Source organism: Amphritea pacifica (assembly GCF_016924145.1).
Taxonomy (GTDB): Bacteria; Pseudomonadota; Gammaproteobacteria; order Pseudomonadales; family Balneatricaceae; genus Amphritea; species Amphritea pacifica.
The window spans coordinates 1-13130 of record NZ_JAFFZO010000020.1; the positions used below are offsets into that span (position 1 = coordinate 1).

Sequence of the window (13130 nt, forward strand, 5' to 3'; positions counted from 1 at the left end):
CAGCTCAGCCTTTTCTTCTTCAGTAAGCACAATAGGGGTGGCAATTCGCATGCGATAAGTCCGATTCTCTCAGGGTATTTGAGCTGAGGATACATTAAGAATCATCAAGAGTGAAACACTACACTAGTATCAACAGCGATGGTGCACACCGACAGCTGGCCAGTTCGGGTTATCAACTGCCGTTGTGCTGGCTGATGCTGTTTCATGAGAGCGATCTGCAGCTACAGAAAGTGTATAGCCATGAAGGCGAGCAAACCTGTGAATACACCACACTGATCTGTACTAAAGCAGATGCGCTGCAACGCTATCAGCATGCTGCTGTGCGATTTAAAGGCTTGCTGAGAAACCGCTGCGACAGCTATTTTGACTACTGGCAGCAGTATCTGGAATATAACGCCGAGGAGTATCTGCACCTTGATGCAACCGCGTTGTGGATGACCGGTGATGAGCAGGCCTATATTGATAACCTTCGTCTCAGTCTCAGTGGTATCAGTTGGGTGGGGGCAGACAATTGTCGCTGGCAGCGAAGCCGGTTAGAGTCGCTGCCATTTCTGGGGCGGAAGTTTGACCCGCTTGAGGGGGCACTGAAACATGAAGGGGTACGTCATCTGCTGATTCAGAGCGGGGTGCTGGATGCCGACGGTGGTATCTTTATCGATAAATCGGTGCTGCAGGGCATAATCTGATCAAGCAGCGGCGTCATAATGCCTGCTGAATGATAGCCCGGCGGGTTGAATTAAATCAGTATGATCACAAAGGGCTTACAAGGGGATGGTATGAAGCAGATCGAAACCGGACGAACGGACTCATTATGAATATCACTGTTGTTTTACTCTCTCTCTGCCAGGCGTTACTGACGACCGGGAATGTGCTGCTTATCTCGGTTAATGCACTGATAGGCCAGCAACTGGCGCCTTCACCGGAGCTGATTACCGTTCCGGTAGCGATGCAGTTTGTCGGTCTGATGTGTGCGACGATCCCAGCCTCGCTGGTGATGGCACGGATAGGCAGAAAAAATGGCTTTTATCTGGGAAACAGCGTCGGTATCAGCGGTGCCCTGTGCTGCATCCTGGCCTTGCAACAGGGGGCTTTTTCGCTGTTCTGTTTCGGTACTTTTTTGCTGGGGATCGGTATAGGCTTTGGTACTCTGTATCGTTTCGCTGCGATTGAAGCCTGTCCTGATGCACAGAAAAGCCGGGCTATCTCACTGGTGATGGCGGGTGGGGTGTTGGCGGCCGTTCTGGGGCCCAATCTGGCGATCAGTAGCCGCAGCTGGGTGGATGACGGTGTTTTTACCGGCGCCTTTATCGGCCTGTTACTGCTCTATATTACCGCGTTGGTATTGCTCTCTTTTGTGCGTATGCCGGGGCAGGGAGAGGCACTACAGACGCAACAGAGTAGCCGGCCAGTGTTTGAAATTATGTTACAGCCGGTATTTATTGTCGCTGTGACGATCGGCATGGTGAGCTATGCGGTCATGAACCTGATTATGACGGTAACGCCCGTAGCGATGGCGCGCTGTGGTTTTGATTTCAATACCTCGGCCTGGGTGATTGAGTGGCATGTGCTGGGGATGTTTCTACCCTCATTTATCACTCCCCGACTGATCGGTCGCCTGGGCTTGTTGCCGGTGATGTTGCTTGGTGTGGTGTTGATGTTACTCTGCATCGCGCTGAACCTGCACGGTGTCAGTCAGTGGCATTTCTGGGCGGCCCTGGCGCTGTTGGGTGTTGGCTGGAATTTTATGTTTATCGGTGCGACTCAACTGGTGACCTCGGCCTATCTGCCAGCTGAAAAAGCAAAAAGTCAGGCGGCCAATGAATTTTTGGTTTTTGGCATGGTGACACTGTCAGCATTCAGTTCAGGCTGGCTTGAGTCGACCCTGGGGTGGCAGATGTTAAATACTCTGATGATTCCGGTGTTACTCTGGGTCATGCTGGTGGTGTTTGTCTATCGCAAGCCGGTTGGGCGACATCTGGCGACACTATAAAACCGGCCGGGCCTCGCTGGTTAAAGCTGGTACAGTAAACAAAAAAAGGGCCACAGACGCTCGCCTGTGGCCCAACATATGTTGATGAATACATGTTGATGAGTTTACTTTACGTTACTGGGGAATCCCCGCTATTGAAACGGTCTTCTTTTCAATAAGTTTATAACAACAACTCTCCCTGACTTGCCAGCACAGGCTAACGGACTAACCTGCTGCCTTACTTTCCAAAGGGTGCTTCAGTAGCAGGGAGTTTCAGTATTGGTCTGGATTCTGAATCCGTCAAGAAAATTTCTGCATATTCGAGCAGATCGGTTTGTGGGGCTTGTGTCCGCCAGCAAAGTGTAGTGCAATGCACCCCATAACGGATGTTGGATAAAGTCGATGAAAAGTTACCTCTTTACAACTGATACGGATCGCGGCGGCGTGATGCTGTGTGAAATTGATGACTTTGATACGGCGGTTGAATATCTTTGTAACCGCTTTGACGGAGTTGTCAAAATCGAGTCCTCCGAACAGGTATGGCAGCTACCAGAAGCAGATAAACCGGCCTCTGACGCTAGCGAAACGGAATCCCGGTCAGATCTGTCTGCAGTCGGTACAGCCTCCCAGGCTGTCGTCAGTGAGTCCGCTGATCTGTTTGGTTGAGCGTTACCGCCGCTTCATCCTCATCCCCGCATGAGGTATTCTTATAGTCCGTAAAATCAATGGATTACACAGGGCGGGCTGAATGTTTCAGATCTACCATTCCAATAAGCTTGATCTGCAAAAGGATCTGTTGGTCCAGCTGATTAGCCGACACCCGCTACACGATCCCTTTCAACCGGAAACGATTCTGGTACAAAGCCCGGGTATGGCGCAATGGCTCAAACTGGAGCTGGCTGAAACCCTGCAGATCGCCGCGAATGTCGACTTTCCATTGCCTGCCAGTTTTCTCTGGAGCAGTTTTACGGCGGTGCTGGATAATGTTCCACCCCGTTCTGCGTTTAATAAAGAGGCGCTTACCTGGGGGCTGATGGAGCTGCTGCCCCAGCAGCTGAGTCTGCCGGAGTTTGCCCCCTTGCAGCGTTATCTGGATCAGGATGTGGGCCAGTATAAGCTGTATCAGCTTTGCGGCAAGATTGCGGATATTTTTGATCAGTATCTGGTATACCGGCCGGAGTGGATTGCCAGTTGGGAAGCGGGCGATGATCTGCCGGAAATCAGCCGGTCTCAACCCTGGCAACCGATCCTCTGGCGTACCCTGCAGCAACATATTCTCGGGCTTGGGTTATCTCACTGGCACCGTGGCAATATGTTCAACGGCTTTGTCGCAGCGCTGAACGCTGGCACGTTTGATCTCACTCAGTTGCCGGCCCGTTTGTTTGTCTTTGGTATCTCAGCACTGCCGCAAAATTTTGTCGAAGCGTTACAGGCACTGGGTCAGCGGATCGATGTGCACCTGATGGTGTGCAACCCCTGCCGATATTACTGGGGGGATATTGTCGATCCAAAATATCTTGCCCGGATCAATCAGCGCTGGTTGGCCAAACCTGGTATGAGTGTTGAGAGTCTGACAGAGAATTACCACACTCATGGTAATCCGTTACTGGCATCGATGGGTAAGCTGGGGCGGGATTATCTGCATCAGATACAGGATCTGGGCGCTCCCGAGATCGAGCTGTTTGAAGACATTCACCGCTTATCCCTGCTGCAATCGGTGCAGCAGGATATTCTGGAGCTGGACGACCCCTCATCTGCAGGAGTACTGGAAGCTGAGCAGAAAAGGCTGCTGCCGGGTGCCGACCGGTCGCTTCAGTTACACAGTACTCACAGTCCGTTGCGGGAAGTTGAGGTGCTCTATGATCAGCTGTTGGCGATGCTGGATGAGCAAAGCGATCTGTCCCCCCGGGATATTATTATCATGATGCCTGATGTGGCGGCCTATGCGCCCTATATTGAGGCGGTGTTTGGTAATGCCCCAACTGATCGTTATATCCCGTTCTCTATCTCAGACCGTACCCTGCAGCAGGAGAGTCCGTTGCTGCAGAGTTTTCTGCGTTTGCTGGGGCTGCCGGAAAGCCGGGTAACGGTGTCAGAGGTTCTGGAGATTCTGGAAGTCCCCGCCGTATTGCGGCAGTTCAGTCTGGACGGTGACCGTTTTGAACGTATCTGTCGCTGGATCGAAGCCTGTCAGATCCGCTGGGGGATCGATGCCCGGCAACGGGTTAATCAGGGGCTGCCTGAATTTGAACAGAACAGCTGGCGCTTTGGTCTGCGTCGCATGCTGGCGGGGTTCGCCATGGGCCAGAGTGATAGCCTGTGGCATGGTATCGATCCCTATGCCGAAATTGAGGGGCTGGAGGCTGAGGATCTGGGGCAACTGGCGGAGTTTGTCGAACTGCTGGAAAGCTGTTGTGACCGGTTGCAGCAGGAAAAACCGGTGTCCGATTGGTTTGAGGTGATCAATGATATTCTGCTGCGGGCCTATCAGCCGGACGAGCAGGATGAGATTCTGCTCAGCCAGATCCGTCAGGTATTGGAGCAGTTACAGCAGCAACTCAGCGATAGTCATTATCAGCAGCCGCTCAGCTGGGCAATTATACGCGACTATCTGACCGTTGAACTGGGTAATAGCCGCGCCGGTCAGCGCTTTATGGTTGGTGCTGTTAATTTCTGTACACTGATGCCGATGCGTTCAATTCCATTCCGGGTGGTCTGTTTACTGGGGATGAATGATGGCGTATATCCCCGCACCATCCCCCCGATGGGGTTCGACCTGATGGCGGAACACCCTCGCCGGGGCGACCGCTCCCGCAGGGATGACGACCGCTATCTGTTTCTTGAAGCCCTGCTGTCAGCCCGGCAGACCCTCTATATCAGCTATGTCGGGCGCAGTGTGCAGGACAATAGCCCGAAAGTGCCCTCGGTGCTGGTGAGCGAACTGATCGAATACTGTCAGCAAAACTATCGCTTTGAGACCGGCGAGCTGAAACAGCAGTTGCTGACAGAGCATCCGTTGCAACCCTTTAGCCCACACTATTTTACTCCGCAATCGACACTGTTCAGTTATGCTGATGAGTGGTTGCCGCTGTTGCGCCGGCAGGGTAATACAGAACAGAGCTTCATCTCCCGGCCACTGGCTGCCGAACCACTGGAGGAACTCGAGCTCGCAGACCTGCTCGCATTCGCCCGCAATCCGGTCAGGCACTTCTTCCAGCGCCGGCTGAAAGTTTTTTTCAATAGCTCTTCGGTTGAGTTGCAGGATGAAGAGCCATTCCAGCTTGATGGTCTGACCCTCTATCAGTTGAAACAGCGCTTACTGGATGCCGCTATCAATGAGCAGCAGAGTCAATATTTTGCCCGTATCACCGCGTCTGGTCTGTTGCCGGTGGGCATTGCAGCTGACTTGCAAACCCGAAAACTGCGCCAGGATTGCCAGGAGATGGCGGATAAAATCCGGCCCCATATCGATCAGCCCGGGCGGGTTGAGTGTCAGTTGGATATCACCGGCGTAGCGCTGAATGGCTGGCTGACTGCGGTACACTCAGGCGGTCTGGTGCGTTACCGGGCCGCGAACGCCAAGGGTCGCGATATCGTTCAGTTATGGCTTGAGCATCTGGTGTTATCGGCCAGTGGCTATCCGCTGCAATCATACTTTTTCGGACTCAATGGTCGCCACTGGTTTGATCCTCTGGAACAGGGGCGCGCACTGGATTATCTGCAGGAATGGCTGAACGCCTATCGTCAGGGGCTTTGTGAACCTCTGCCTCTGCCTGCTGATACTTCCTGGATACTGGAGTCGAAGCGGCTGGAAAAAGATGAGGAGCGGGCCGTGATGGAGGCGCAGAAGTGTTTTAATATCGATCCTTATACACAGATGGGGGAATCCCGTGACCTCTATATTAACCGGGTCTATCCCGATTACAGCGCACTGGGGCCCCGTTTTGTGGCGCTGGCAGAGTTACTCTACCGGCCGCTAGCACAGGCTTTACAGCAGGGTGATGGAGAGGCCGATGATGAGTAAGGTGACGATTCTTGATCCTATCCGCTTCCCGCTGTCGGGGCGGCGTCTGATTGAGGCCAGCGCGGGCACCGGTAAAACCTATACCATTACCGCGCTATATCTGCGCTTACTGCTGGGCAGTGATGAGGCGGAATCGGCACTGCGGGTTGATCAGATCCTGGTGGTCACCTTTACCGAGGCGGCGACAGAGGAGTTGCGGGACCGGATTCGCAGCCGTATCCAGGAGGCTTATCTGGTGTTCCGCGGCGCAGCAACCCACGATCCTTTTTTACAGCAGCTGGCGGAGCAACAGAGTGATCTGCAGCGTTCCGCCCGGTTGCTTGAGTATGCCAGCCGGCAGATGGATGAAGCGGCTATCTTTACCATCCATGGTTTTTGTCAGCGGATGCTGCGTCAGCATGCTTTCGAGAGTGGCAGTCTGTTTGAAACTGAACTGATCACCGACACCGGGCCACTGTTGCGCCAGGCACTGCTGGATTGTTGGCGCGAACTGATCTACCCCGCTGATAATGAACTGAGTGAAGCGATTCAGCAGCTCTGGCCAGGGCCGGATAAACTGCAGGGCGAGCTACGGCCGCTGTTGGGACGGCCGGAACTGCAACTGATCCCCGTGCTTGATACCGCTAACCTGCAGCAGCAATGGCAGGAAAGTCAGCGCTGGCTGGCAGATTTTCGTCAGCAGTGGCTGGATCATCTGGAACGTTCTGAGGTTGATCTGGCGGATCTGATTCAGGCCTCCGGGGTCAATAAAAACAGCTATCGCAAGACTTCGGTACCCAACTGGCTTGAAGCGATCTATCGTTATGCCCGTGGCGAAAGTCGCAGTGTGCCGGAAACCGAGATCGGTAAGTTTTGTCAGTCGCTTCTGGCGGAGAAAACTCCCTCGGGGAAGACGGTCCCAGAGCACCCGTTGTTTGATCTGTGTGACGCGTTTTTTGAACATCGGTTGCCGTTGCGAGAGCTGCTTCTGACCTTTATCCGGCAACAGATAGAGAGGCGTTTTCATAGGCTCAAGCAGGATTACCGGCTGCTCTCCTTTGATGATCTGCTGAGTCAGCTGGACGCCGCTTTACAGCAGGACCGTAGCGGTCTGTTGGCGGCCGCGATCAGCAAACAGTTTCCGGTGGCGATGATCGATGAGTTTCAGGATACCGATCTGCTGCAGTACCGCATTTTCAGCACGCTCTATCCGCCGGGCCCGGACAATGGTCTGTTTATGATTGGTGATCCTAAGCAGGCGATCTATGGTTTCCGGGGAGCTGATATTTTTACCTATATTAAAGCCCGCAGAGAAGTGGCAGATCACTACACACTGGAGACCAACTGGCGTTCATCCAAAGCGATGATCACCTCGGTCAACCAGCTGTTCAGCCACTGTGATTCCCCCTTTATCTATAACGATGATATTCCCTTTCTGCCGGTTAAAGAGGCGGGCAGGGCGGATAAAACCCCTTTCACTCTGCATGGCCGGCAACCGGCGGCGTTGCAGTTCTGGTATTCCGGCGAAGCCTTTGTTTCCAGACAGGACTATCTGCAACAGATGGCACAAGGCTGTGCCTGCGATGTTGATGACAAGTTGCGGGCCGCCGCAGAGGGGGCTGCACTGATTGGAGATCAACCTCTGCAAGCCCGCGATATCGCTATTCTGGTGCGTAACCGGGGTGAGGCGGCGGCGGTCATGGAGGCACTTTCAGACCGGGGTATCCACAGTGTCTATCTCAGTGGCCGGGACAGTGTATTCAGCAGCCGTGAAGCGTTTGATCTGCTACTGCTGTTACAGGCGGTGGCAGAACCACAGGATGAGAGTTGTTTACGCGCCGCGCTGGCGACCTCACTGCTCAACTATCCGGCCAGCTGGCTGGACCAGTTAAGTACCGATGAACAGCAGTGGGAGCAGTTGGTCGATGAGTTCAGCGACTACCGTGACAAGTGGTTGCAACTGGGTGTATTGCCGATGTTGCGGCGCCTGATGCGTCAGCGTCAGCTGGCTGAAACTCTGCAGCAGCAACCTCAGGGAGAACGCCGCCTGACCGATCTTCTGCATCTGGGAGAGATCCTGCAGCGGGCGAGTATGGAGCAGGAAGGTATCGCGGCTTTGTTGCGCTGGTACAGTGATCAGTTGAGCAACCCCAACGGTGAAAGTGAGGAGCAGCGGCTGCGTCTGGAAAGTGATTCGGGGCTGGTGACAGTGATTACGGTGCACAAAAGTAAGGGGCTGGAATACCCGTTGGTCTATCTGCCATTTGCCTGCACCTTCAAGAAAGCCCGTGAGCCCCTGTTTCATGATCAGAATGATCGCCTCTGTTTCAATCTGCAGCCAAAAGATCCGGATAGTCTGGCGCTGGCGGATAAGGAGAGGCTGGCTGAAGATCTGCGGTTACTCTATGTTGCCCTGACCCGTTCGGTGTATGGCTGCTATATCGGACTGGCCAGTATTGCTGACGGACAGTCCCGCAAAAGTGGTTTGCACCGCACGGCGCTGGGGTATCTGTTACTCAGGGGAGCGGATAACGATAATGATCTGCAGGAACGGTTGCAGCAGCTCTGTAAAGATAAGCAGATCAGTGTTGCTACGCCCCCGGATGGCGAGCAGCAGCGGGGACTGTTCGATCTGCCCGAGGCGCCTGTACCTCACTGCGAGGCGCGCCGTTTTTCACGTCGTCTCAAACGGGACTGGCGGATCTCCAGTTACTCCGCGCTGGTAAGTCATCATAGCAGTGCACCACCACTGCCCGGACTGGATCTGGAGGTGATCGACGAGAAAAATGTTCCCGAATCTGAGCCGGTTGAAGCGGTTGATGATATTTTCAGTTTTCCCAAAGGCGCACAGGCGGGAACCTTCCTGCATGAACTGTTTGAAGCGATCGATTTTACCGACCACCGCAACGGTTTAGAGGCACTGCTGGAACAGAAGTGTCAGATAGCCGGGTATGAGCAGCGCTGGATACCGGTGTTACAGCAGTTGCTGGATGATGTGCTCCACACACCACTGGCAGATAGTGACCTGAATAGTGATCAGCCTGCGCCCCGGCTGGCCGATATTGGCAACCGCCAGCGGCTGGTGGAGATGGAGTTTATGCTGCCCAGTAAAAGGCTGGATGCGGCGCGGCTGAATCAGATTATTAGGGAGTATGATCCACTGTCCCGCCAGGCGGGAGCGTTGGCGTTTGAAACCCTTCTGGGGATGTTGAAAGGCTTTATCGACCTGGTCTTTGAATATCAGGGGCGCTATTACATTCTTGATTATAAATCCAACCATCTGGGTAACCGGCCAGAACTATACAGCGGTCCGGCATTGGACAGCGCGATGATCGATCACCGTTACGATCTGCAATACCAGTTGTACACGCTGGCACTGCACCGCCTGCTGCAAAGCCGCAAACCCGACTACCGTTACGAGCAGCATTTTGGCGGGGTGTTTTACCTGTTTTTGCGGGGTATGCGGGCGGGAACTCCCGACAGTGGCGTATTTCATTGTCGTCCAGCGGTTGAGCTGGTGGAACAGCTGGACCGGTTGTTCAGGGAGGGGCTGTGATGGCGCTGTTACAGCAGTTACGTCAGTTGCAGTTAATCAGACCGCTGGATCTTCAGTTTGGGCGTTTCATCCGGGATGAAGAACGGCAGGATAATCCTGACAGTCATAGTAGTGAACAGCTGGCGCTGCTGGCGGTTCTGGTCAGTCTTCAGTTAGGGCGGGGCGAAGTCTGTCTGCCTCTGGATAACTGTGGCATGTTGATCGAGAGCTGGCCGGTTGCTTTGAGGGATCACGCCAAAGGGCTGTTAGGGGATATCCCGGCAGAGCATTTACTGTCGTTTGCGGTGGTCTCCGATGGGCAGAATGAAACGCCACTGGTGTACAGCCACGGCCGTCTCTATCTGTATCGCTACTGGTACTATGAGACCCAGGTGGCCAAACGGATTCAAACGCTGACGCAGCCGGTTACTTTCGACAGTGTTGCAATCGATACTATCAGCAGCGCTTTGCAGCGATTGTTCAACGCCTCCGCGGCGGGTGAGACCGACTGGCAGCAGGTTGCCGTTGCAGTGGCACTGAGTCGTCGATTCAGTGTTATCAGTGGTGGTCCTGGAACCGGCAAAACGACAACCGTAGCGCGTTTACTCTGTCTCTATGCGGAACTGTTCAGTGCCAGGCAGGGGCGTGCCCCCCTGATCCGCCTGGCGGCACCAACCGGAAAAGCCGCAGCCCGGCTGAGTGAGTCACTGGGGCGTGCCCAGCAGGGGTTACCTGTCACTGAGTCGGTGCGGGCGATGCTTCCGGATCAGGCGGTTACCCTGCACCGCCTGCTGGGGTCACGGCCTGACAGTAAAAACTTTCGTCATAATCGGGACAACCCGCTGCATCTTGACCTGCTGGTGGTGGATGAGGCTTCAATGATTGATCTGCCGATGATCTATCGTTTGCTGGATGCGCTGCCTGAGCACGCCCAACTGGTTATGATCGGTGACCGGGATCAGTTGGCATCAGTCGAGGCGGGCAGTGTGCTGGGAGATATCTGTGCCTGGCAACAGCAGGAGGGTTCTGGTGAGCTTTGCTACAGCCCGGTACAGCTAAGCTATCTGCAACAGGTGTGTTCGCTGTCCGCACCTCCCTCTGCAGCGGGAAATAATCCGGTTGCCGATGCGCTGGCGCTGCTGCGAAAAAGTTATCGCTTTGATGAACACAGCGGTATTGGTCAACTGGCCCGAGCGGTTAACCGCGGAGAAGCAGAGGCTGCGGTCCGTTTATTCAGTGAAAACTGGCAGGATATCGGCTTTGTACCTCTGTCTGAAGATGGTTACCAGCAGATGGTGGCTGAGGTTGCCAGAGGCTACTCAGATTATCTGAAACGTATGCAGGGTGGAGAGTCACCACAGCAACTGCTGCAAGCGTTCAATCAGATCCAGTTGCTGGCGGTGGTACGTCAGGGAGTCTACGGTGTGGAGGGGCTCAACCAGGCGATAGAGGCACAGCTACAGCGACAGAATCTGATCAGTGTGACGGGGGCCTGGTACGCTGGGCGTCCGGTGATGATCAGCCGTAATGACTATCAGTTGGGACTGTATAATGGTGATATTGGTATTACCGTTGCAGATCCGGATGGCAAACTCAGAGTCTGGTTTGAACTGCCTGATGGTTCGATGAAGGGAGTACTTCCCGGACGCTTACCCGAGCATGAAACGGTATATGCTATGACCGTACACAAGAGTCAGGGGTCAGAGTTCGAAACGGTGGTAATGATACTGCCTGCGGAGGAAACTCCATTATTAACCCGGGAGCTGATCTATACGGGCATTACCAGGGCTAAATGTAAGTTTGTGTTACATGCGACAACTGACGCGCTGATTAAAGGAAGTCACCGGCGGACAGAGAGAGCCAGCGGATTAAGCTGGCGTCTGTGGCAGTCCTCCGGGACTTATGGGGGCTAGCTTCAGGCCTTGGCTTCCTGTTCATCAACGAACGCAGCAAACTCGGTAAAACCACCGATATGCTCCTGGCCATGAAAGATCTGGGGAACAGTATCAACCGGTTTGCCGACAGTTTTTTCCAGATCCTGCTTGGTGATACCCTCTTCGTGGATATCGATGTAGCGGTGATCCAGATTTTTCATTTCACATAGTTGTTTCGCACGGGTACAAAAGCCACAGCCTTTACGGCCAAATATAGTAATTCGTTGCATATCCTGCTCTCCTTAAATCTGTTTGAATGTATTGAAACAGTTTACCAGTTGCAACACCAATTGCCTTTTTTAATGTTTTAGATAGACAGAGGTTATCGTTGAAGCAATCTTGGTTTAAAATGATAGGTACAACGAGATGAACGGGTAACACTGTGCCAGAAAATATTCCGATCCACCGGCTTAAAGATATGCCGGTATTTGGTGGATTGCGTGAAGATATCGTTAAGCTGATCCTTGAAGGTAGTCATTACGTTGAGCGTGAGGCAGGCGAACCGTTTTTTCTTGAGGGTGAACGGGGGGATTCCTCGTTTATTGTCGAGTCTGGTAGTGCGGCCCTGTTCAAGGTAAGCAGCTCTGGCGAACAGTATAAGATCCGCGCTTTTTTACCGGGTGAGTGCTTTGGTGCCATGGCCTTGCTGGGAGTTTATCCCCGCAGCGGTATAGTGAAGGCGATGGAACCCTGTCGCGCAGTAGAGATTAAGGCAGATCAACTGTTTTCTGTCTATCAGGCCGATCCGGAACAGTATGTTCTGATATTCATGAATATGGCACGGGACCTCAGTCGTCGTCTCAGGGATACCGATGATCAGTTAGTCGAGTGCCTCGAAGAGCGACAGCAGAGTGGCTTGAAGACGATCCCTTAGACGCTTCAGCTTAGCTTCATGCAAATTCAGCTTTAAATTAAAAAGGGTGGCCTGAAGCCACCCTTTTGTGATCCTGCCATCGCTGAATCATTATAATCCCCAGCTAACGGGGTTGTAGAATAGCTGTTACCAGGTGTCATGCCGCTTTCTGCGTTTTGGCAGATAAGGGATCATCAGCCCCAACAGTAAACCACCAAACGCAACCAGTCCTCCATAGGTGAACCAGCGCATCAGATTGCTTTCATCCATGCCGTTGATGGTTCTGTTAAGACTGACTATCTCCTCTTCCAGGGCGGACACTTTGCCGGCATTTCCGGCATTCTGACCCGCAAGCGTCTGGTTTTGTTGCTTCAGTGCCGCAATCTCTTCAGCCTGAGCGGCCAGATCGGCTTCGTTCTGTTTCAGCTGTTCCTGCAACTTGGGAAAACGGTCTGCAAGGCTGGTACCCGATGAGATTTTATCAGCCGGCATCCAGCCCACCTTGCCACTGGGTGTTTTAATCTGGATAAAATCGGTTTTTTCGTTGCGGCTTAATACCGTTACCGGGGTGCCGCTGCGGATCCTGCCGGTAATCCGGTACTCTGTTCCCGGTCCTCCGTGATAGAAGGTATAAACGTCGTCACTGATATAGTTAGCAGCGTGAGACGATGTTGTCAGTGCCATCGCGAAAAGTCCCGCGACCAATGTTTTCTTCGGGAGTCGGTTTAACGAATTCATGTTCTTCCTGTTTGTATAGACGTTCAGCTTTCCCCCCCCTAAAACCGAAACCTGGTTTTCAGGTAAAGCTGGACAGGGTAGACCTGCAAGCGAAAGAT

The 13130-nt window shown here is 53.5% G+C and carries 9 protein-coding genes; 7 read left to right on the forward strand and 2 right to left on the reverse strand.

Annotated features, from left to right (window positions below):
* The first annotated feature begins 110 nt into the window (after positions 1-110).
* The 6 genes from JW499_RS12595 to recD all read left to right on the forward strand — a co-directional run bounded on the left by JW499_RS12595 (position 111) and on the right by recD (position 11420).
* Complete coding sequence (locus JW499_RS12595; protein WP_205210943.1) at positions 111-686, forward strand: hypothetical protein; 576 nt, start codon at positions 111-113, stop codon at positions 684-686.
* Positions 687-811: 125 nt separating this feature from the next.
* Positions 812-1990: an MFS transporter gene (locus tag JW499_RS12600; protein WP_205210944.1), complete on the forward strand. Its 1179-nt coding sequence runs from the start codon at positions 812-814 to the stop codon at positions 1988-1990.
* A 381-nt stretch (positions 1991-2371) separates the two neighbouring features.
* Complete coding sequence (locus JW499_RS12605; protein ID WP_205210945.1) at positions 2372-2635, forward strand: hypothetical protein; 264 nt, start codon at positions 2372-2374, stop codon at positions 2633-2635.
* 82 nt (positions 2636-2717) lie between these two features.
* Complete coding sequence (gene recC / locus JW499_RS12610; RefSeq protein WP_205210946.1) at positions 2718-5993, forward strand: exodeoxyribonuclease V subunit gamma; 3276 nt, start codon at positions 2718-2720, stop codon at positions 5991-5993.
* On the forward strand, positions 5983-9528 hold the full coding sequence (gene recB / locus JW499_RS12615) for an exodeoxyribonuclease V subunit beta (protein WP_232846384.1): 3546 nt from the start codon (positions 5983-5985) through the stop codon (positions 9526-9528). The genes recC and recB overlap by 11 nt, the downstream gene beginning before the upstream one ends.
* Complete coding sequence (gene recD / locus JW499_RS12620; protein ID WP_205210947.1) at positions 9528-11420, forward strand: exodeoxyribonuclease V subunit alpha; 1893 nt, start codon at positions 9528-9530, stop codon at positions 11418-11420. The genes recB and recD overlap by 1 nt, the downstream gene beginning before the upstream one ends.
* 2 nt (positions 11421-11422) lie before the next feature.
* On the opposite strand, the gene JW499_RS12625 is transcribed toward recD, so the two are convergent.
* Positions 11423-11671: a GrxA family glutaredoxin gene (locus tag JW499_RS12625; RefSeq protein WP_091355779.1), complete on the reverse strand. Its 249-nt coding sequence runs from the start codon at positions 11669-11671 to the stop codon at positions 11423-11425.
* 152 nt (positions 11672-11823) lie between these two features.
* On the opposite strand from JW499_RS12625, the gene JW499_RS12630 reads away from it, so the two are divergent.
* On the forward strand, positions 11824-12315 hold the full coding sequence (locus tag JW499_RS12630; RefSeq protein WP_205210948.1) for a Crp/Fnr family transcriptional regulator: 492 nt from the start codon (positions 11824-11826) through the stop codon (positions 12313-12315).
* A gap of 126 nt (positions 12316-12441) precedes the next feature.
* Here the strand turns inward: JW499_RS12630 and JW499_RS12635 are convergent, their stop codons facing one another.
* Positions 12442-13032, reverse strand: coding sequence for a TIGR04211 family SH3 domain-containing protein (locus JW499_RS12635; RefSeq protein ID WP_205210949.1), 591 nt, complete (start codon positions 13030-13032; stop codon positions 12442-12444).
* Positions 13033-13130: the final 98 nt, after the last annotated feature.